At 61.2% G+C, this 19,866-nt stretch carries 16 protein-coding genes and 5 tRNA genes; 16 read left to right on the top strand and 5 right to left on the bottom strand.

All coding sequences use genetic code 11. The features are described 5' to 3' along the window. The first annotated feature begins 423 nt into the window (after positions 1-423). The 5 genes from R8871_RS27105 to R8871_RS27085 all read left to right on the top strand — a co-directional run bounded on the left by R8871_RS27105 (position 424) and on the right by R8871_RS27085 (position 6,873). A complete protein-coding gene (locus tag R8871_RS27105) occupies positions 424-2,256 on the top strand; it encodes an extracellular solute-binding protein (RefSeq protein WP_407673209.1) in 1,833 nt (610 codons plus the stop codon). A gap of 42 nt (positions 2,257-2,298) precedes the next feature. Further along, a complete protein-coding gene (locus tag R8871_RS27100) occupies positions 2,299-3,336 on the top strand; it encodes a microcin C ABC transporter permease YejB (protein ID WP_175053204.1) in 1,038 nt (345 codons plus the stop codon). Beyond that, entirely contained in the window at positions 3,336-4,442 is a 1,107-nt protein-coding gene (locus R8871_RS27095; protein ID WP_175053203.1) for an ABC transporter permease, read from the top strand. Before R8871_RS27100 ends, R8871_RS27095 begins: the two co-directional genes overlap by 1 nt. 5 nt (positions 4,443-4,447) lie before the next feature. Then, a complete protein-coding gene (locus tag R8871_RS27090; protein ID WP_175053235.1) occupies positions 4,448-6,070 on the top strand; it encodes an ABC transporter ATP-binding protein in 1,623 nt (540 codons plus the stop codon). A 137-nt stretch (positions 6,071-6,207) separates the two neighbouring features. Continuing rightward, positions 6,208-6,873, top strand: coding sequence for a C40 family peptidase (locus R8871_RS27085; RefSeq protein ID WP_054041036.1), 666 nt, complete (start codon positions 6,208-6,210; stop codon positions 6,871-6,873). 197 nt (positions 6,874-7,070) lie between these two features. Here R8871_RS27085 and R8871_RS27080 read toward each other — a convergent pair whose 3' ends face one another. Then, positions 7,071-8,021 (bottom strand): patatin-like phospholipase family protein, encoded by a 951-nt coding sequence (locus tag R8871_RS27080; RefSeq protein ID WP_175053202.1) that lies wholly within the window; start codon positions 8,019-8,021, stop codon positions 7,071-7,073. Positions 8,022-8,445: 424 nt separating this feature from the next. Between R8871_RS27080 and gltX the strand changes: the two genes are divergently transcribed. The 7 genes from gltX to R8871_RS27045 all read left to right on the top strand — a co-directional run bounded on the left by gltX (position 8,446) and on the right by R8871_RS27045 (position 11,358). Beyond that, positions 8,446-9,855, top strand: coding sequence for a glutamate--tRNA ligase (gene gltX, locus R8871_RS27075; protein ID WP_175053201.1), 1,410 nt, complete (start codon positions 8,446-8,448; stop codon positions 9,853-9,855). Positions 9,856-9,977: 122 nt separating this feature from the next. Next, positions 9,978-10,053: transfer RNA gene (locus tag R8871_RS27070), tRNA-Ala, on the top strand. Positions 10,054-10,208: 155 nt separating this feature from the next. Then, positions 10,209-10,284: transfer RNA gene (locus R8871_RS27065), tRNA-Glu, on the top strand. An 82-nt stretch (positions 10,285-10,366) separates the two neighbouring features. Next, positions 10,367-10,443: transfer RNA gene (locus R8871_RS27060), tRNA-Asp, on the top strand. 61 nt (positions 10,444-10,504) lie between these two features. Continuing rightward, positions 10,505-10,580 (top strand) — tRNA-Glu (locus tag R8871_RS27055). Between the two features lie 83 nt (positions 10,581-10,663). After that, a tRNA-Asp gene (locus R8871_RS27050) sits at positions 10,664-10,740 on the top strand. 153 nt (positions 10,741-10,893) lie between these two features. Continuing rightward, positions 10,894-11,358: a GNAT family N-acetyltransferase gene (locus R8871_RS27045; RefSeq protein WP_054041032.1), complete on the top strand. Its 465-nt coding sequence runs from the start codon at positions 10,894-10,896 to the stop codon at positions 11,356-11,358. Between the two features lie 39 nt (positions 11,359-11,397). On the opposite strand, the gene R8871_RS27040 is transcribed toward R8871_RS27045, so the two are convergent. After that, on the bottom strand, positions 11,398-12,267 hold the full coding sequence (locus tag R8871_RS27040) for an AraC family transcriptional regulator (RefSeq protein ID WP_175053200.1): 870 nt from the start codon (positions 12,265-12,267) through the stop codon (positions 11,398-11,400). A gap of 220 nt (positions 12,268-12,487) precedes the next feature. On the opposite strand from R8871_RS27040, the gene rraA reads away from it, so the two are divergent. Further along, positions 12,488-12,982, top strand: coding sequence for a ribonuclease E activity regulator RraA (gene rraA / locus R8871_RS27035; protein WP_175053199.1), 495 nt, complete (start codon positions 12,488-12,490; stop codon positions 12,980-12,982). 55 nt (positions 12,983-13,037) lie between these two features. Further along, positions 13,038-13,439 carry a gamma-glutamylcyclotransferase family protein gene (locus R8871_RS27030; protein ID WP_093633361.1) on the top strand — a complete coding sequence of 134 codons (402 nt, stop codon included), beginning with the start codon at positions 13,038-13,040 and terminating at the stop codon, positions 13,437-13,439. Between the two features lie 254 nt (positions 13,440-13,693). On the opposite strand, the gene aceB is transcribed toward R8871_RS27030, so the two are convergent. Next, positions 13,694-15,256 carry a malate synthase A gene (gene aceB, locus R8871_RS27025; protein ID WP_217468917.1) on the bottom strand — a complete coding sequence of 521 codons (1,563 nt, stop codon included), beginning with the start codon at positions 15,254-15,256 and terminating at the stop codon, positions 13,694-13,696. Positions 15,257-15,398: 142 nt separating this feature from the next. Next, on the bottom strand, positions 15,399-16,235 hold the full coding sequence (locus R8871_RS27020; protein WP_175053197.1) for a (S)-2-haloacid dehalogenase: 837 nt from the start codon (positions 16,233-16,235) through the stop codon (positions 15,399-15,401). 178 nt (positions 16,236-16,413) lie between these two features. On the opposite strand from R8871_RS27020, the gene R8871_RS27015 reads away from it, so the two are divergent. Next, entirely contained in the window at positions 16,414-17,325 is a 912-nt protein-coding gene (locus R8871_RS27015; protein ID WP_175053196.1) for a LysR family transcriptional regulator, read from the top strand. A 243-nt stretch (positions 17,326-17,568) separates the two neighbouring features. Next, a complete protein-coding gene (locus tag R8871_RS27010; RefSeq protein WP_175053195.1) occupies positions 17,569-18,003 on the top strand; it encodes a universal stress protein in 435 nt (144 codons plus the stop codon). A gap of 262 nt (positions 18,004-18,265) precedes the next feature. Here R8871_RS27010 and aceA read toward each other — a convergent pair whose 3' ends face one another. Then, positions 18,266-19,570 carry an isocitrate lyase gene (gene aceA / locus R8871_RS27005; protein WP_054041024.1) on the bottom strand — a complete coding sequence of 435 codons (1,305 nt, stop codon included), beginning with the start codon at positions 19,568-19,570 and terminating at the stop codon, positions 18,266-18,268. Positions 19,571-19,866 lie beyond the last annotated feature (296 nt).

The raw sequence follows: 19,866 nt of genomic DNA, 5'->3' as shown, positions 1-19,866 counted from the left end.
TCAAAAAGCCACAGTTGACGTAGTTGACGCGTTGAAAAACCGCCCCCGAAAGGGCGGTTTTTTATTGTGCTCGCGAAACCTGCGGGTTGAGTCGAAAGCGCCGACTCAGCAAAGCAAGCCGGTCAGCAGGAGGCGTTTGCCAGCGAGGACGCCCACGAATTCTTCCAATGAGGTTTGCGCACCACGCGCTTGAAGGTCCTGCCGATGAGATGTGCGGATTGCGCAGGTTTATTGGGTAGAATTCCCTCACACCGCAATTGCCTACTGACCAACAAGGCCCCTATGACAACTGGCTCGCGATGGGTTCAATCGCCTCGTGCACTTTGGTGCAGCGTGATTCACAGGCTATCGCGTGTCGGTCTACCGGTTGTGCCGCGCTCCTCCCGCTCGGGGCACTCTGCGTGCGCTGTTGCGCTGTGCGGCATGTCGCTCCTGGCCGGTTTGCTCGCGGCGCCCGAGGCTCAGGCGGTCTACGCGATCGCGCAATACGGCGAGCCGAAATATCCAGCGGATTTCAAGCACTTCGATTACGTCAACCCTGATGCGCCGAAGGGGGGCACGCTGGTGCTGGCCAATCCGAACCGGCTTACCAGCTTCGATAAATTCAATCCGTTCACGCTGCGCGGTAACCCCGCACCGGGCCTCGATCTGATGTTCGAGAGCCTGACGATCGGCAGCAGCGACGAAGTGGCGTCCGCCTATGGCCTGCTCGCGGACGACATCAGGATTGCGCCCGACGGCCTGTCGACCACTTTTCACATCAACCGGCGCGCGCGCTTTTCGAATGGCGATCCGGTGACGGCGGACGACGTCAAGTTTTCGCTGGACACGCTGAAGAGCCCGCAGGCCGCACCGCAATTCGCGTCGATTTTTGGCGAGATCACACGAGCGGTAGTTGTTGATCCGCATACGATCCGCTTCGAGTTTCATCAACGCAATCGCGAGTTGCCGTTGTTGGCGGGCAGCATGCCGGTGTTCTCGCGCAAGTGGGGGATGAAGCCGGACGGCAGCCGGATCGCGTTCGATCAATTGGCGTTCGAGAAGCCGATCGCAAGCGGACCTTATCTGATCGATCAGTACGAGAACGGTCGCACGATTGCCTACCGACGTGATCCGAACTATTGGGGCGCGACGTTGCCGGTACGGGTCGGCATGAACAATTTCGATCGGATCGTCTACAAGCTGTATTCGGATAACACCGCGCGGCTCGAGGCGTTCAAGGCGGGCGAGTACGACGTACTGGTCGAGTATGTCGCGCGCAATTGGGTGCGGCGCGACGTCGGCAAAAAGTTCGATAGCGGCGAACTGATAAAACGCGAATTCCCGCAACATAACGGCACAGGCATGCAGGGCTTCGTGCTCAACACACGGCGGCCATTGTTTCAGGACGTGCGGGTGCGCAAGGCGCTCGATCTCGCGCTCGACTTTCAGTGGCTGAACCGGCAACTGTTCTTTAATCAGTACACGCGCATCGACAGTTTCTTCGCCAATACTGAATTGCAGGCGAAGGGGATGCCAACGCCTGGCGAGTTGGCGCTGCTCGACCCGTGGAGGGCCAAACTTGATCCGGCTGTGTTCGGCCTGCCGCCGAAGCAGCCTGACACCGATCCGCCAGGCTCGCTGCGCGCCAATCTGCTGCAAGCGCGCGCGTTGTTGCAGCAGGCAGGGTGGACCTATCGCGACAACGCGTTGCGTAACGCCAAAGGAGAGCCGTTCGAGTTCGAGATACTCGACGATTCTGGCTCGTCCGCGCAGTTTGAGCCGATCGTCGCGACCCTCATCCGCAATCTGCAGAAGCTCGGCATCACCGCGAGGTTTCGAGCGTCCGACTTCGCGGTCTATCAGAAGCGGCTCGATGCATTCGATTTCGACGCGACAACGATCCGTATGGCGGATGTGCAGGTTCCCGGTTCGGAGCAGATCGACCGTTTTGGTAGCAAGGCTGCGGATACCACCGGTTCGGACAATGTGATCGGGATAAAGTCGCCGGCCGTCGATGCGATCCTGAGCGCGCTCGTGCATGCGCAGACGCGCGAGCAGCTGATCGACGCGACGCACGCGCTCGACCGCGTGCTGATGCATGGCTACTATGTGATTCCGCAGTGGTACAGCGCTTCGCACCGGGTAGCGTTCAAGCGCGGTCTCGCGTGGCCGAAGACGCTGCCTCTGTACTATGGCGCGGAAGGCTGGATCACGTCGATGTGGTGGTATGGGCAGCCGCAACAGCCGCAACCGACTCAAGCACCGTCGCACTAAACGCGTCCATTCATTCACCGCCTTCGCACCGGAAACGACGCCATGTGGAGCTACATCCTTAAACGCCTGCTGTTGATGATCCCGACCTTGCTCGGCGTGCTGACGCTGACCTTCGTCGTGATCCAGTTTGTTCCGGGCGGACCGGTCGAGCAGATGCAGCACGAGCTGCGCAAAGGCGCGGAGAATGGCGCGCCGTTCGGCCTGCGCTCGCATACCGGCGTCGACGCGCAGCAGATCGCGCAACTGAAAGTGCTGTACGGCTTCGACAAACCGCCTCTCGAACGTTACGTCCTGATGCTCAAACGCTTCTCGACGTTCGACCTTGGTCAGAGCTATTTCCGCCACCAGAGCGTGTGGTCGCTGATCGTTTCGAAGTTGCCGGTGTCGATCAGCATCGGCTTATGGACGTTCTTTCTGACGTATCTGATATCGGTGCCGTTGGGCATCGCCAAAGCGGTGCGCAACGGTTCACGCTTCGATATCGCGACGAGCCTCGTCGTGCTGGTCGGCTATGCGATTCCGGGCTTTGTATTGGGCGTGTTGTTGCTGGTGTTGTTCGGCGGCGGCAGTTTCCTGCAGCTGTTTCCTCTGCGCAATCTCTACTCGGATAACTGGGCGCAGTTGAGCTTCTTCGGCAAGATCGTCGACTACTTGTGGCACATCACGTTGCCGATTACGGCCTCCGTGGTGGGCAGTTTCGCCGTCGTCACGATGCTGACGAAAAACGCCTTCCTCGACGAAATCCGCAAGCAATACGTGCTGACCGCGCGTGCCAAAGGTTTGTCCGAAAAGCGCGTGCTATGGAAACACGTGTTTCGTAACGCGCTGCTCCCGTTGATCGTCGGCTTCCCGGCGGCATTCATCGGTGCGTTCTTCACCGGCAGCCTGCTGATTGAGACGCTGTTTTCGCTCGACGGACTTGGCCTGCTGTCGTACGAATCGGTGGTGCGGCGCGACTACCCGGTCGTGCTCGGCACGCTCTATCTGTTCACGCTGATCGGTCTTGCGACCAAGCTGATTTCCGATCTCTGCTATGTGTGGGTCGATCCCCGCATCCAATTCGAACAACTGGAGCGCTGATGAATCGAGCCCGTCTTTCAGCCGATGCGTCGGCGCGCACCGAACCGGCTCGCGCGTTCGTGTCGCCCACGCCCGCGCGTCGCGTCTGGCAGCGTTTTCGCCAGCAGCGTCTTGGCTACTGGAGTCTGATCATCTTTGTTGTGGCGTTTGCGGCGAGCCTCGCCGGGCCGCTGTGGTCGAACGACAAGCCGCTCGTGGTGCGCTACGAAGGGCAGATGTACTTTCCAATGTTCAAGACCTACGCGGAGACCACCTTCGGCGGCGATTTCCCAACGCCCGCTGATTATCTCGATCCGTATATCAAGCATCGTTTCGACACGCCGGGTAACTTCGCCGTGTATCCGCCGAACCGGTACTACTACGACACGCTGAATTACTTCTCGAAGGCGCCGAACCCGGCGCCGCCGTCGCGCGATAACTGGTTCGGCACCGACGACCGTGGCCGCGATCTCTTCGCGCGTCTTCTGTACGGGTTTCGCGTGTCGGTGGAATTCGCGCTGGTGCTGACCTTGATCGGCACCATACTTGGGATTGCCGCGGGCGCCGTGCAGGGTTACTTCGGAGGGCGTATCGATATCATCGGGCAGCGCCTGATCGAAATCTGGAGCGCCATGCCGGAGCTTTACCTGTTGATCATTTTCTCGTCGATCTTCGAGCCGGGGTTCATTCTGCTGATCGTGCTGCTCTCGCTGTTCGGCTGGATCGGTTTATCCGATTACGTCCGCGCGGAGTTTCTGCGCAATCGTCACCAGGACTATGTGCGTGCAGCGCGGGCGATGGGGCTTTCGAACTGGCAGATCATGTGGCGGCACGTCTTGCCCAACAGTCTGACGCCCGTGATCACGTTTCTGCCGTTCCGCATGAGCGGCGCGATTCTCGCGCTCACTAGCCTCGACTTTCTCGGCCTCGGTGTGCCGTCGCCGACACCGAGTCTCGGCGAACTGCTCGCGCAAGGCAAAGCGAATCTCGACGCATGGTGGATCTCGCTGTCCACGTTCGGCGTGCTGGTTGCGATGCTGTTGCTGCTGACGTTTATGGGTGACGCGCTGCGCAACGCGCTGGACACCCGCATTTCCGATGCCATGCGCGCGGGAGGCAACCAGTGAGCGCCATGGTAGAGAACGACGCAAAACAGGCTACGCCGCCGCTGCTGGAACTCGATCGTCTGCACGTGACCTTCGGCGACACCGTCGCGGTGAACGACGTGACGCTCGCCATCCAACGCGGCGAGCGGGTCGCGCTGGTCGGCGAATCGGGCTCGGGCAAGAGCGTGACGGCGCTGTCGATCCTGCGTCTGTTGAGCGACGCGCAGGTGAGTGGGTCGATTCGTTTCGATGGCCAGGATCTGCTTGCGAAAAGCGAACGTGAGATGCGCGGTATGCGCGGCTCGGACATCGCGATGATCTTTCAGGAGCCGATGACGGCCCTCAATCCGCTCTATACGGTCGGTGACCAGATTGCGGAGACGATCGTCGTGCACGACGGCGTCACGGCAAACGAGGCGCGTAAGCGTGCGGTGGCGTTGCTGGGGCGCACGGGCATTGCCGAGCCTGGCAAGCGTGTGAACAGCTATCCGCATCAGCTCTCGGGCGGGCAGCGGCAGCGCGCGATGATCGCGATGGCGCTCGCGTGCCGTCCACGCCTGTTGCTGGCCGATGAGCCGACAACGGCGCTTGACGTGACGATCCGCGCGCAGATCGTCGAACTGCTGCTGGAACTGCAGCGCGATGAGGCCGAGAAACGTGGCATGGCTGTGCTGCTGATCACGCACGACCTGAATCTGGTGCGCCATTTCGCGCAACGCATCGCGGTGATGGAGCAGGGCGTACTCGTGGAAAGCGGGTCGGTCGAGCAGGTGTTCGAGTCGCCGCAGCACCCGTACACGCAGCGTCTGCTGGCGAGCCGCCCGCAGCGCACGGTGGTGCCTGTGCTGCCGATCTCGCCGGTACTGCTCGAAGCGCGCGATGTCTCAGTCGACTTCAAAACGAAGCTGCCGGGCGTGAGCGGCTGGTTCCGCTCGGGGCACTTTCGTGCGGTCGCGGATGCGAACGTGTCGGTGCGCCAGGGCGAGACGCTGGGGATCGTCGGCGAGTCGGGTTCGGGTAAATCGACTTTGGCAATGGCCCTGCTCGGTCTGCAACGCACGGTGCACGGCGAGATCGAGTTTCAGGGCAGGGCGCTCGGCAGCTATCGTGGCGCCGAGCAGACCGCCTTACGCTCGAATATGCAAGTTGTCTTTCAGGACCCGTTCAGCGCGCTGTCGCCGCGGCAAACCATCGAGCGGATCGTCGGTGAAGGGCTCGCGCTGCATCGGCCGCAAATGGGCCAGGAAGCGCGGCGCGACAAGGTGGTGTCGGTCCTGCGCGAAGTCGGTCTCGACCGCACGGTGCTGTACCGCTATCCGCATGAGTTCTCCGGCGGCCAGCGTCAGCGGATTGCGATTGCGCGGGCTCTGGTGCTGGAACCACGCATCCTGATTCTCGACGAACCGACCAGCGCGCTCGACGTGTCGATCCAGCAGCAGGTGCTGAAACTGCTCGCCGGGTTGCAACAGAAGTACAACCTCGGCTTCGTTTTCATCAGTCACGATCTGGCCGTGATCGGGGCGATGGCGCACCGTGTCGCGGTCATGCAAAACGGATCGATCGTGGAAAGCGGCGACGTTGAGCAGATTTTTGCGACACCGGCGCACCCTTACACTCGAAAGCTGCTGAAAGCGGCGCTTGACCACTGATTTTGCACTCTTTCACCAATTGGGTGCGTGTCTCGATTGTATTTTTCTATTTGTTTTGACACGTGAATACTTACTGGCTAGTATCGACCAAACTTTTTTCCGTAGCCCACTGATTTTTAGGCAAAAAATACCGACCAATGCAGCACAGAAACCTAACCCAGGCTTGCACGCGCGTCGTCGCCGGGATGTTCATTGGCGTCTTGATGGCAGCAGCTCCCGGCGCGTTCGCCGACGAAGTAAGCAGTTTTAATCAGAATGCCTCATATTCGACCCCCAGCGGGTCGAATTCTTTGTCCCCCCTCAATTCGCAATCGGCCGCTCCTGACAGTGACGGCGGCGCCAAATCGTTCCTGTCCGGCATGGCCGGCAAAGCGGGCGACGTGGTGGTCGGCGCGCTGAACATGATTGGCGTTCGCTACCGTTGGGGTGGTAATACGCCCGATTCGGGACTCGATTGCAGCGGCTTCGTTCGCTACGTGTTCCAGGACACGCTCGGTATGGCGCTGCCGCGCCGCGCCGAGGAAATGAGCCGCGTTGGCGAGAAGGTTCGCGTTAGCGACCTGAAGCCGGGCGATCTGGTGTTCTTCAATACGATGCGCCGTACGTTCTCGCACGTAGGCATCTACATCGGCGACAACAAGTTCGTGCATTCGCCTTCCACGGGCAGCACGATTCGCGTCGACGATATGGATAGCGGATATTGGGAAAAGCGCTTTACTGGTGCACGCCGGATCGAGACCTCCTATCAGGAAGGTGAAGATCTGCGCAAGCGCGTGAATGCGTCAATCGGCGGTAATCAGTAACTGATTCGGTCCGCACCGGCGGTTTCGGTGCGACAAAAAAGCCTGCTTCGTTCGAAGCAGGCTTTTTGCGTTTGGGCGCTTGCCGATGTGGCACGAAATCCTCCGCGCGGTACGCCGGGTTAGGTTGGCGCTGCTTGTGTGACAGCGACTGCAGCTGCCGCGCGCCGGCCGGTGTAACCCGGCGCGATCCGGCCGGGTTACACCGCGGCGCGGCTTGCGGCCATCTTCCGTTGCAACTCGGGCATCATCTTCGCCACCGCTTCCTCGCCGGCCAGGATCGCGGCATTGCGCTGCGAGAAATCGCTGCCGCTCATTGCGGCCAGATTCGGCCGGATCACGATGTCGGCGTACTTGTCGAGTTCATAAGCCTTGATCGTCTGACCCATGATCGTGAAAGTCTGCATCAGCACGTCGAACGAGCTGGCTGTGAGGCCGCTTTCCGGGCGCTGCGAGATATCCACGGCAATCACAAAATCCGCGCCCATCTTGCGCGCGAACGAGGCGGGTACCGGGCTCACAAGGCCGCCGTCCACATACTCGTGACCGCCGATCTTCACGGGTTCGAAAATCGACGGCACGCTGCATGACGCGCGCACCGCAATGCCGGTGTTGCCGCGCTGGAACAGGATCGGCTGGCCGGTCTTCAGGTCGGTGGCGACCACGCCGAGCGGCTTGGCCATCTTCTCGATCGGACGGTTGTTGAGCGTCGTATTCAGGTAGTTCTGCAACGCGACACCTTGCAGGAAGCCGCGCGTGCGAAACGGCATCGCCCAGTCGCTGATCGAGGCTTCGTCCATGGTCAGCGCGAGTTTGTTCAGCGCGAAGCCGTTCATCCCCGACGCGTATAGCGCGCCGACCACCGAGCCCGCGCTGGTGCCGGCCACGAGGTCGACCTGGATATTGCGCGCCTCGAGTGCCTTGATCACGCCGATGTGCGCGAAGCCGCGCGCGGCGCCGCCGCCTAGTGCAAGCCCGACCCGGATCGGCCGCTGCGGTTTGTCGAGCGGTGGCGGGTTGACGGTGGGCGTGGCGGCGACCGGCGTGCTATCGGTCTTGCTGCCGCCGGTCGCGGTGCAGGCAGCGAGCACCGCGGAGGCGGCCGCCAATGAGAAGTTGCGACGGGCAAGGCGAGGGGATGACGGTTTCAACGGGTTCTCCAGCTACGGCAGAGGCGGCGCGATCGGCGCGATCGACGCAAGCGGTGCCGCGATCAGGCGGATAGTCAAACGGACGGAATGGCCGGTGGCGATTCCATGCGCTGTGGTTCTATCCCTACCCGCAGCGCGCGCACATCATAAATCAAAGCTCCGGGCGCGCGTCTGTCCGGTAATGAAACGTTGCAGAGGAAACGCTCAGGGCTCCCGAGCCGCGCTTCCCGCACGTCTTGTGTGCTGTTACTGGCCATTCGGACGAGGGCAGGCACCGCGTGTTCGGAAGGTATAATTCGGCTCTTGAATTTATTTCCTTCGTGTCTGTGCAAGGCAGCTTTCTGCTGCATGGACGCGGTCCGCTGCCGCGCTTCACTGGCCATGTTCGCCACGGCGCCGGCGCCTGTCTTCCGAGTAACCGCTAATGACCACCTCCGTCCGTACCCGTTTCGCACCGAGTCCCACCGGCTTCATCCACCTCGGCAACATTCGCTCCGCGCTTTATCCGTGGGCGTTCGCGCGCAAGATGAAAGGGACCTTCGTGCTGCGGATCGAGGACACCGACGTCGAGCGTTCCAGCACCGAAGCAGTCGACGCCATTCTCGAAGGTATGGAATGGCTTGGCCTCGATATCGACGAAGGCCCGTTCTACCAGATGCAGCGCATGGACCGTTATCGCGAAGTGCTCAAGCAGATGCAAGGCGAAGGGCTCGTGTACCCGTGCTACATGTCGACGGAAGAACTGGACGCACTGCGTGAACGTCAACGCGAGGCCGGCGAAAAGCCGCGCTATGACGGCACGTGGCGTCCGGAACCCGGCAAGGTCTTGCCGGAGCCGCCGGCCGGCGTGCAGCCCGTGCTGCGCTTTCGCAATCCGCTCTCTGGTGTAGTCGCGTGGGACGACGCCGTGAAAGGCCGTATCGAGATCTCGAACGAAGAACTCGACGACCTCGTGATCGCGCGCCCGGACGGCACCCCGACCTACAACTTCTGCGTGGTGGTGGACGATCTGGACATGCGCATCACGCACGTGATCCGCGGCGACGATCACGTGAACAACACGCCGCGCCAGATCAACATTCTGCGTGCGCTCGGCGCCGAACCGCCGGTTTACGCGCACTTGCCGACCGTGCTGAACGAGCAGGGCGAAAAGATGAGCAAGCGTCACGGCGCGATGAGCGTGATGGGTTATCGCGACGCCGGTTTTCTGCCGGAAGCGGTGGTCAATTATCTGGCGCGTCTGGGCTGGTCGCATGGCGATGCGGAGATCTTTACGCGTGAACAATTCGTCGAATGGTTCGATCTGGAGCATCTGGGCAAGTCACCGGCTCAGTACGACCACGACAAGCTGAACTGGCTCAACGCGCACTACATCAAGGAAGCGGACAACACGCGCCTTGCCGAGCTCGCCAGGCCTTTCTTCGCTGGATTGGAGATCGACGAGGCCGCTATTGCGCAGGGCGCCGATCTGACGGCGGTGGTGGGCTTGCTGAAGGACCGTGCGTCGACAGTGAAGGAAATCGCCGAAAACGCGGCGATGTTCTATCGCACGCCGGCGCCCGAAGCCGAGGCGCTCGCGCAGCACGTCACGGATGTCGTGCGTCCGGCGCTTGCCGATCTGGCCGCTTCGCTCAAAACGGTGGAGTGGACCAAGGAAGCGATCGCTGCGACCTTGAAGGCAACGCTTGGCGCACACAAGCTGAAGATGCCGCAACTGGCCATGCCAGTGCGTTTGCTGGTGGCAGGTACCACGCATACGCCTTCGATCGACAGCGTGCTGATGCTGTTTGGGCGCGATGTTGTCGTGGGCCGTATCGAAAAAGCGTTGGCTTAAGCGCGTTCGCGTTTGCATTGAGAGGGTTTGCATGCGACTTGCGAAAAAAGTCGCATGCAATTGCGCAAAGGGTATTTACAAAGCGCAAATTGGCCTCTAAAATCTCGTTTCTGTTCTGCAAGGGGGGTATAGCTCAGCTGGGAGAGCGCTTGCATGGCATGCAAGAGGTCAGCGGTTCGATCCCGCTTACCTCCACCATCAGAGCAGAGTGAAGTCGTTCCGAAGTCTGGAGCTTGTAGCAAAAAAGACTTCACAAACAGCTGTAACGTAGTTAGAATATCGGTCTTTGCTGCTGACGAAAACGAAGTTAGCGTGAATTAGCAGCAAGATAAAGACAGATCTGAAAAGATTATGTCCCCTTCGTCTAGAGGCCTAGGACATCACCCTTTCACGGTGAGTACAGGGGTTCGAATCCCCTAGGGGACGCCAAACATCAGCGTCGCTTGGTAGTAGTAAAGCAGCGCAGCTTGCAGAGAAAAAACCAACGCTCGCAAGTCATGATAGGCAAACTGGAGTGGTAGTTCAGTTGGTTAGAATACCGGCCTGTCACGCCGGGGGTCGCGGGTTCGAGTCCCGTCCACTCCGCCAGACAAAGCCCGTTCATACAAACCTGAACGGGCTTTTTCATTAAAGGTGTAAGCAGTACGTTGTCCCCTTCGTCTAGAGGCCTAGGACATCACCCTTTCACGGTGAGTACAGGGGTTCGAATCCCCTAGGGGACGCCAGCAACATCGGCGTCGCTCGGTTAGCAGGATGAGCGGTGCAAGTGGTAAATGAGCCAGTCTCATAAGCCACGGTGCAAAAATCTGGAGCGGTAGTTCAGTTGGTTAGAATACCGGCCTGTCACGCCGGGGGTCGCGGGTTCGAGTCCCGTCCGCTCCGCCAGATTTTAAGAAGCCCACTTCGAAAGAAGTGGGCTTTTTTTATTTCCGCAGCCGGTCCGCCTGGGTATCGTCCGGGTATGCTCGGGACAAACAGCCATTGCCAGCGCGCGCGGCCTGTTTTACCGTTGACCCGACTCATCTTCGTCGTTCCACCATGTTCGATCCAACCGAAGCTCCGTCACCGTTTCATCTGCGCCCGGCCAGCATGGACGATTTCGAGTTCGCCGAGGCGCTGACTCGCAATAACATGGGTGGCTACTATCGCCGGCACCATCTGGTGTGGCGTGGCGATCTGTTTCTCGGCAGCTGGCGCGAGTCGGAGAATTTCATTCTTGAAGTGGACGGTACGCCGATCGGCGTGCTGCGCATCACCCAGGAAGGCGATTCGCTGCATATCCGCGACGTGCAGATTGCCGAAGGGCATCGGCGCCTCGGCGCCGGCACGTATCTGCTCGATATGTCGCATCAATGGGCGCGCGAGCGCGGGCTGCGTGAGTTGCAGTTGCGCGTGTTCGTCGACAATCCTGCCGCGCGTCTATACCAGCGCAAGGGGTACAAGCTGGCGGGGCCGCGTCTGGCGCAACTTGGGGCGATCCGTCATCTGGCGCGGCGCGTTTGACGCACTGCGGCGAGTGGCTGCCGGTGATGCTTCAAGCCGTCACTTTTGTGCGGTCTCTTCGTCCGCCTCGGTATCGCCTCGATCCCCGCTTTCGACACGATGTTCAGCGCCACGCTCGATGAACGCCCGTGGACTTTCGCCGAATGCCCGACGGAACATCGCAGAGAACGCACTCTGACTCTGATAGCCCAGCTCTTGCGCCACATGTGAAAGCGGCCGTCCCTGGCTCAACAGCGGAATCGCGCGCGCGAGAATGGCCTGCTGACGCCATTGCGAAAAACTCACGCCCAACTCCTGACGAAACAGCCGTGCAATCGTGCGCGTACTCGCCCCCACGCTCGATGCCCATTGTTCGAGCGACTCGCCATGCGTCGGGTCTGCGATCACGGCCTCGCACAACGCGCGCAAACGCTTCTCGTTGGGCATCGGCACGGACAGGGGCAGTGGCTCCGAGCGCGTCAGTTCATCGAGTGCAAGCGCGCCTAGCAATTGTTCGCGCGTCGCCGAAATGCCTGGCGTGTCGAGCGCGGCAATGACTTCGCGTAGCAGATCCGATACTTCGACCACGCGCGGCGTATCCAGTCCGGCCGGGACGGTGCTTTCGGTGATGTAGAGCGTGCGCAGAAACGCATCTTCGACCGCGACCACTTCGTGTGTCACGTGCGGCGGCACCCAGATTGCGCGAGATGGCGGCACCATCCATGTCGTGCCGGTTGTCGCAACTCGCAACACGCCGCGTGATGCATAAGCCACCTGCGCCCATGCGTGCGTGTGTCGCGCGATACGCCAGCCCGAAGGCATCAGCCGCGAGCGCACACGGATCGGATGCGTTTGCGTCGGCTGGAATTCGGGCGGGATGTCGGCGAAGTGGACCTGGCTCGACAGGACTGAGTCAGTGGACGAATTCATCTTGAAGATCGATCCAATGGATGGAACGCAAAAAACGCAGTGGGTGTATGCGCGCAACCCGCAAGCAGGGAGCACTCACGCACAGAGCCATCAAGCTCGGACCCAAACGCTCAAATCCGAACGCTCAGACCCAAAACCACCGCGAGCCTCTCATTGTAGGTGTTACGTCGGAGTCAACGTTGCATAATGTCCCGATTGCACGGATCCCGAGGAGAAGGTCATGAGTTTTGCAACCGCCGACTTGTGCGACGCACACGAGGACCAACTGGCGCTGGGCACACTGCGCGTGCTCGAACCGGTCTTTCATCTCTTCAGCCGTGCCGAGTGTTTCAGCGGCGAAGCGATAACGCTAAAGGTGTTCGAAGACAACGCGCTCGTGCGCGCCACGCTCGAGGAGAAGGGTGCCGGCCGGGTGCTGGTGGTCGACGGCGGCGGCAGTCTGCGTTGTGCCCTCGTGGGCGGCAACCTCGCGCAAATCGCCGAGCAGAATGGCTGGGCGGGCATCGTGCTGAACGGCTGCGTGCGCGATGCGCTGGAGCTCAACGAAGTCAATGTCGGCGTGGCGGCGTTGACGACCTGCCCACGGCGTGGCAAGAAGCTCGGCACAGGCGAGCGCGACGTGCCGGTGCAATTGCCGGGCGCGCTGGTACGCCCGGGCGAATGGATCTATGTGGATATCGACGGCGTGCTGGTGGCGAGCTCGCCGCTGAACTGAACCTCCGGCAGCAGCTGGAGCAAGCCGAACTCATCATCAAGGAGAACAAACGACGATGCAGACCGTTTTTGTATACGGCACGTTGCGGGCCGGTGAAGTGAACGACCTGAGAGAGGCTGCGGCGCGCAACGAGATCGCCGCGCCGAATCTGCTCGGCACGGCCACGGTGCGCGGCCATCTATTCGACTTCGGACTGTATCCAGGCCTGGTAGTCGACGAAGCGGGCGTAGACGTCACGGGCGACGTCTACGAAATCGACGATGAACTGGTTGCGGTACTCGACGAGATCGAAGCCGTGTATCCCGGCGTCGAAGACCGATTTCTTGCGCGGGAAGTGATGGTGAAAGTTGACGGTAACGTCGTGAACTGCCGCTTCTATCCGGTCGCGCCTCAAGCGGCGAAGGGTCTCCCGGAAATCAGGTCGGGCGATTGGGTCGAGTACCGCAGCACGCGCTGATAGGTTGTCTGGCTGGCCCACGGCGAGCGCGCCGCAGCATAACCAATGCATGGCGCGCACATCGCGAGCGCATAACAGGCGCACAACGAGCACATAAAAAAACGGCCCGGCAGGCATACGCCTGTCGGGCCGCCCGGTCGGTCAGCCTTGCGACCCAGGCCGCTCTTTCATCTTGCGTGGCTGGTGAAAGCGGGCCTGGTACGACGTCGTTATTGCTGGTCAATGAGGCTGGTCTATGAGGCCGTTCAGATGCCTCAAATTTCCTCGTACAGCGGCAGCGTCAGGAAGTCGGTGAACTGCTCCGACGTCGACATCTCTTCGAAGATTTGTGCAGCGCGATCGTACGGCTTCGTATCGCCGCCAACTGCCTGCTTCACCTTGTCGAGTTCCTGTGCCGACAACTCGCGCACCAGCTCGGCCGTGACCTTGCGGCCGTCTTCGAGCTTGCCCTTCGGCGAGCGAATCCATTGCCACACCTGCGAGCGCGAGATCTCCGCGGTGGCGGCGTCTTCCATCAGGTTGTGAATCGGCACGCAGCCATTGCCCGCGAGCCACGAACCCAGGTAGTGAATGCCGACGTTGATGTTGTTGCGCAAACCGCCTTCGGTGATCGGCGCTTCCGGACGGAAGTCCGTCAGGTCGGCCGCCGTGACGAGCACGTCGTCGCGTTGCTTGCCGATCTGATTCGGCTTGTCGCCGAGCACCTTGACGAATTCTTCCATCGCGATCGGCACGAGGCCCGGATGCGCGACCCAGCCGCCGTCGTAACCGTCGCCGGCATCGCGTGCCTTGTCCGAGCGCACACCACCCATTGCCTTGTCATTCGCTGCCGGATCGTTCTTGATCGGGATCAGTGCGCTCATGCCGCCGATTGCCGGCGCATTGCGGCGATGGCAGGTCTTCAGCAGCAGCAATGCGTACGCACGCATGAACGGCGAGGTCATCGTGATCTGCGAGCGGTCGGCGAGACAGAAATCGCGGTCGTTCTTGAACTTCTTGATTGCCGAGAAGATGTAGTCCCAACGGCCGGCGTTCAGACCCGAGCTGTGTTCGCGCAGTTCGTACAGAATCTCGTCCATCTCGAACGCGGCGACGATCGTCTCGATCAGCACGGTCGCGCGAATCGTACCGCGCGGCACGCCGACGGCTTCCTGAGCGGCGAGGAAGATATCGTTCCACAGGCGAGCTTCCAGATGGCTCTCCATCTTCGGCAGATAGAAGTAGGGCGCCGTGCCGCGCGCAACCTGTTCCTTCGCGTTGTGAACCATGAAGAGCGCGAAATCGAAGATGCCGCCGGAGACGCGTTTGCCGTCCACCGTCACATGCTTTTCGTCCAGATGCCAGCCGCGCGGACGCACGATCAGCGTGGCGACCTTATCGTTCAGCGTGTACGACTTGCCGTTCTGTTCGAGCGAAATCGTGCGGCGCACCGCGTCCTTCAGATTGATGTGGCCGGTAATCTGGTTATCCCAGCTCGGCGCATTCGAATCTTCGAAGTCGGTCATGTACGAATCCGCGCCCGAATTCAGCGCGTTGATGATCATCTTGCGCTCGACCGGTCCGGTGATTTCCACGCGGCGGCATTGCAGATCCTGCGGCAGCGGCGCGATCTTCCAGTCGCCTTCGCGCACGCTTTTCGTTTCGGCGAGAAAGTCGGGGCGCTCGCCGGCGTCGAGTCGTTTGGTGCGTTCCACGCGCGCTTGCAGCAGTTGCTGGCGGCGCGGTTCAAACGTGCGGTGCAGCGCGGCGACGAGCTCGAGCGCTTCGCGGGTGAGGATCGCTTCGTACCCCGGCTTGATCTCAGCCGTGATTTCCATGCCCTGAGGCAGCGACAATGATGATTGCGATGACAGCGGATTCGCCACGGTTTCTCCTTGGTCGGTCAGATTGCAAAGGTGCAAATGTTGAGATGCGGTTGAGATGCGGTTGAGGTGCGTCGCGGGATCGGGGTGGTAGCTGTCACGCGCCAGGGCTGTGGCGTGCGCGGCTGCCACCGGGATTGCCGGTGCTGCCCGCGCCGCTATTGCGGCCGGGCGACGCGAGGGACTTCAGAAAAGCGAGCAGATCATTCATGCCTCCGCCCGCGCCATGCGGCGTGACGCCCAGTTCTTCGGCTGGTGCGTTTTGCCGGTTAAGCCAGAAAGTTGTGAAGCCGAACCAGCCCGCGCCCGCCACGTCCCAGCCGTTCGACGACACGAAGACGATCTCGCGCGGCTCTGCGTTGAAGGCTTGGGTGCCGAGCGTGTAGGCCACGGGCGAAGGTTTGTAGGCACGTACCGTGTCGACGGACAGGACATGATCGAACAGGCGCGTCATGCCGGCGCTCTTCACGGCGATGTCGAGCATTTGCGGATTGCCGTTCGAGAGGATCGCGAGGCCGGGCCGTGTTGAACTTGCGCCTGAACCGGTTTTGCCGCCGGCAGGCGCAGGCGCGTCGCGCAACTGGCGCAGCGCGGGCACGGCGTCGGGGAAAGCGGACAGGCACGCATATTCGTCCATCAGACGCTTCTCTGCCGCACGGCCCAGCGTGAGATTCAGTTTCCTCGCGGCGAAGCGCAAGGCGTCGAGCGTGATGTCCCAGAACGGCCGGTAATGTGCACCAGGCGCACCGGCCGGATCGGCGAGCGTACGCAGTTGCGTGTATTCGATCTGTTTCTGGCGCCACAACTGCGAGAGCGCGTCGCCGTGGCCCGGGAACATCTGCTCCGCGGCAGCGATCACCGAATGCACGTCGAAAAGCGTGCCGTACGCGTCGAAAATCACTGCTTTGGGGAAAGGTGTCGTTGTGGCCGACATTGCCGTGCACTCCTATCAGAGGTCAGGACGGATTGTATTAGTGATGCTGTACGCTAAAAAAGAGGCTAAACATCACTTGATCTTTTACTTTCATCCACCTAATCTGACGCGCACCGACCACTTTCCCGCACCACGCCTCAAGGGGGACTTCCTTTGAGGCGTCGCGGCTCCGCTTCCCATGGATCGTTTCAAGCAGATCGAGACTTTCGTTACCGTCGCGGCCAAGGGCAGCCTGTCCGCCGCGGCGCTCGCTGAGGGCGTGGCGCCCGCGATCATCGGCCGCCGCATCGATGCGCTCGAAGAGCGTCTCGGCGTCAAATTGCTGGTGCGCACCACGCGCAAGATCACGCTGACCTTCGAGGGTTCGGCGTTTCTCGAAGATTGCCAGCGCGTCATCCACGACATGCAGAACGCCGAGGCCAGCGTGTCGGCGGGCGGCGTGAAGGCGAGCGGTCATTTGCGGCTGTCGGCGCCGGCCGGGTTTGGGCGCCGGCATGTCGCGCCATTGGTGCCGGCATTTACCGTCGCGCATCCGGATGTGTCGATTACGCTCGACCTGTCCGACCGGCTGGTCGACCTCGTCAACGAGGGCTTCGACTGCGCCGTGCGCCTGGGCGAATTGCCGGATTCGTCGCTCGTATCGCTCAAGCTCGGTGAGAACCGCCGCGTGTGCGTGGCTTCGCCGTCGTATCTGAGCCGGCGCGGTTCGCCGCATACGCTGGCCGATCTCGCGCATCACAACTGCCTCGCGCTTGGCGCGAGCGCCAACCAGCAGCGCGGTTGGGTGTTCCAGCAAGGCGACAAGGTCGTCTCGATCAAGGTGTCCGGCACGATGGAATGCTCGGACGGCGCCGTGCTGCACGAGTGGTGCCTCGAGGGCTACGGGCTCGCATGGCGCTCGTGGTGGGAGGTCGGCACGGATATCGCGGCTGGCCGGCTGGTGAGCGTGCTCGACGAGTTTGCCGCGCCGCCGATCGGCATCCATGCGGTATTTCCGCAGCGCCGGCATTTGCCGCTGCGGGTCCGGCTGTTTCTGGACTTTCTCAAGCATACGTACGGCCATCCTGATTACTGGGGCGAGGGCGGCTGAGTTGCGGCTGCGGTCAGACGAACCAGCGGTTCGACGACCGGCGCAACAACCCTTGTGCCGTCCCGCACGACCGCGACAGACGACTTCGATGCGGACCCGCGCAGCGGGTTTTCGATATACGGACAGACCCGCACGACAGCCTTGAGCACGTTTCTGCGACCTACAATCGATTGAAGCGGTTTCCAAGCCGCGCCTCGTGGAACGCTGACGCCGCGCTGCACGCAGCCGGCGACGGAGGGCATCATGTTCAGGCACATCCTGGTTCCGACCGATGGTTCAGACCTGTCACGCAAAGCGATAGACGGCGCCATCGATCTCGCGCAGGCCGTCGGCGCTCGCGTTACCGCCTACGCGTGTCTGCCGCAATATCCGTACTCGCCGTTTTCTGACGTGGTGATCGAGCCACCGGTCGAGTTTCTGCAGCGCAGCGAGCGTGAGGCGCACGTGCACCTGCGAGAAGTGGAGCTGGCGGCGCGCCGTGTCGGCGTTGCGTTCGACAGTCGCACCAGCGTGCATCCGGCGCCGTATCTCGGCATCATCGAAGCCGCGGAGCAGGGTGCTTGCGACGTGATTTTCATGGCGTCGCACGGGCGGCGCGGTCTCGGCAGTTTGCTGATCGGCAGCGAGACACAGCGGGTCCTGACGCATACGAAGATCCCGGTCATCGTGTATCGCTGAGACGCACGCTCGCGATTCCTGCCGCGGGCAAAAACGGCATAGCAAAAAAAACGCGCCGGCGATGAGGCCGGCGCGTCCTATGCTCGCCGCACAATGAGTTGTGCTGGCTTTCTCTGCATTGCCGCCATCTCTCCCAGATTCCAGCCATCAGGGCAGACCGGCGTGCTTCCGCCCTGATGGCTGCTCCTCCCTGACAGCGGCTCTCTAACGGAGCCGCTTTTTCGTCTGTCTTGCCGTTCCCGCGATCAGACCGCGAAGTACCTTAAGCGACCTTTTTGTCGAAGAACTGTTCGTCTTCCGTCGAACCGTGCAGCGCGGTCGTCGATGCATCGCGCTCGACCGTTTGCGTCACGGCGTCGAAGTAGCCGGTGCCGACTTCGCGCTGGTGCTTGACCGCGGTGAAGCCCTTTTCGGCCGCAGCGAATTCAGCCTGCTGCATTTCGACGAACGCGGTCATCTGGTTGCGGGCATAGCCGTGCGCCAGGTTGAACATCGAGTAGTTCAGCGCGTGGAAGCCGGCCAGCGTGATGAACTGGAACTTGTAGCCCATTGCGCCGAGTTCGCGCTGGAATTTGGCGATGGTCGCGTCGTCCAGGTTCTTCTTCCAGTTGAACGACGGCGAGCAGTTGTACGACAGCAGCTGGTCCGGGAATTCCTTGTGGATCGCGTCGGCGAATTTCTTCGCGAACTCGAGGTCCGGCTTGCCGGTTTCGCACCAGATCATGTCGGCGTACGGCGCGTAGGCGAGGCCACGCGAGATTGCCTGTTCCAGACCCGGCTTCGTGCGATAGAAACCTTCCACCGTGCGCTCGCCCGTCAGGAACGGCTTGTCGTTGTCATCCACGTCTGACGTGATCAGGTCGGCGGCTTCCGCGTCCGTGCGAGCCAGCAGCACGGTCGACGTGCCGGAGACGTCAGCGGCCAGACGTGCGGCCGTCAGCTTGGCGATGTTTTCGCGGGTCGGCACGAGCACCTTGCCGCCCATGTGGCCGCACTTCTTCACCGAAGCGAGCTGGTCTTCGAAGTGGACGCCTGCGGCGCCTGCTTCGATCATCGCCTTCATCAGTTCGAACGCGTTCAGCACGCCGCCGAAACCGGCTTCCGCGTCGGCCACGATCGGGGCGAAGTAGTCGATATAGCCTTCGTCGCCCGGATTCTTGCCTTCCGACCACTGGATCTGGTCAGCGCGCGTCAGCGTGTTGTTGATGCGCTTCACGACGAGCGGCACCGAGTTCGCCGGGTACAGCGACTGGTCCGGGTACATTTCGCCGGCCACGTTCGCATCGCCTGCCACTTGCCAGCCCGACAGATAGATTGCCTTCAGGCCAGCCTTAACCTGTTGCATCGCCTGGTTGCCGGTCAGCGCGCCGAGCGAGTTCACGAACGGCTCGTTGTTGACGCTTTCCCACAGCTTTTCCGCGCCGCGCTTGGCAAGCGTGTGCTCCACTTGCAGCGAACCGCGCAGACGGATCACGTCTTCAGCGGTGTACGTACGCTTCACGCCTTTCCAGCGCGGATCGGTTTCCCATTGCTGTTGGAGTTGCTTGGCTTGTTGTTCGCGCGACATGGTGTGCTCCTTGGTTGCCTGTAATGGATAGGTGACTGTTGTCTTCGTCGAAGCGCCTGGCCCGTTGAGGCGTTTCGTTTCGTGAAGTCTTATATAAGAGTCTAGGCAAATCGACCGTCGCGCAATAGCTGCCGAGGAGCGTTTTTATAATATTTATTTGTGTTAAAAATCAATGGCTTGAATCGTACGTTTCGCATTGAGAAACGTCTTTTTCCATCTTGCAATAGGCCTTGTTGTGCCGTGCAGCACGATTTTTTACGACGCAAAAAAATTTTCCACATCGTGAAATTTCGCCG

It is taken from the genome of Paraburkholderia sediminicola (assembly GCF_902859805.1).
In the GTDB taxonomy this organism is placed as follows: domain Bacteria; phylum Pseudomonadota; class Gammaproteobacteria; order Burkholderiales; family Burkholderiaceae; genus Paraburkholderia; species Paraburkholderia sediminicola.
This window is presented reverse-complemented; position numbering and strand designations above follow the sequence as displayed.

What these genes read in the sequence shown, in the direction of transcription:
- R8871_RS27105 (WP_407673209.1), top strand. Translation starts at nt 424, where the DNA reads ATGTCGCTCCTGGCCGGTTTGCTCGCGGCGCCCGAGGCTCAGGCGGTC.
- R8871_RS27100 (WP_175053204.1), top strand. Translation starts at nt 2,299, where the DNA reads ATGTGGAGCTACATCCTTAAACGCCTGCTGTTGATGATCCCGACCTTG.
- R8871_RS27095 (WP_175053203.1), top strand. Translation starts at nt 3,336, where the DNA reads ATGAATCGAGCCCGTCTTTCAGCCGATGCGTCGGCGCGCACCGAACCG.
- R8871_RS27090 (WP_175053235.1), top strand. Translation starts at nt 4,448, where the DNA reads ATGGTAGAGAACGACGCAAAACAGGCTACGCCGCCGCTGCTGGAACTC.
- R8871_RS27085 (WP_054041036.1), top strand. Translation starts at nt 6,208, where the DNA reads ATGCAGCACAGAAACCTAACCCAGGCTTGCACGCGCGTCGTCGCCGGG.
- gltX (WP_175053201.1), top strand. Translation starts at nt 8,446, where the DNA reads ATGACCACCTCCGTCCGTACCCGTTTCGCACCGAGTCCCACCGGCTTC.
- R8871_RS27045 (WP_054041032.1), top strand. Translation starts at nt 10,894, where the DNA reads ATGTTCGATCCAACCGAAGCTCCGTCACCGTTTCATCTGCGCCCGGCC.
- R8871_RS27040 (WP_175053200.1), bottom strand. Translation starts at nt 12,267, where the DNA reads ATGAATTCGTCCACTGACTCAGTCCTGTCGAGCCAGGTCCACTTCGCC.
- rraA (WP_175053199.1), top strand. Translation starts at nt 12,488, where the DNA reads ATGAGTTTTGCAACCGCCGACTTGTGCGACGCACACGAGGACCAACTG.
- R8871_RS27030 (WP_093633361.1), top strand. Translation starts at nt 13,038, where the DNA reads ATGCAGACCGTTTTTGTATACGGCACGTTGCGGGCCGGTGAAGTGAAC.
- aceB (WP_217468917.1), bottom strand. Translation starts at nt 15,256, where the DNA reads ATGGAAATCACGGCTGAGATCAAGCCGGGGTACGAAGCGATCCTCACC.
- R8871_RS27020 (WP_175053197.1), bottom strand. Translation starts at nt 16,235, where the DNA reads ATGTCGGCCACAACGACACCTTTCCCCAAAGCAGTGATTTTCGACGCG.
- R8871_RS27015 (WP_175053196.1), top strand. Translation starts at nt 16,414, where the DNA reads ATGGATCGTTTCAAGCAGATCGAGACTTTCGTTACCGTCGCGGCCAAG.
- R8871_RS27010 (WP_175053195.1), top strand. Translation starts at nt 17,569, where the DNA reads ATGTTCAGGCACATCCTGGTTCCGACCGATGGTTCAGACCTGTCACGC.
- aceA (WP_054041024.1), bottom strand. Translation starts at nt 19,570, where the DNA reads ATGTCGCGCGAACAACAAGCCAAGCAACTCCAACAGCAATGGGAAACC.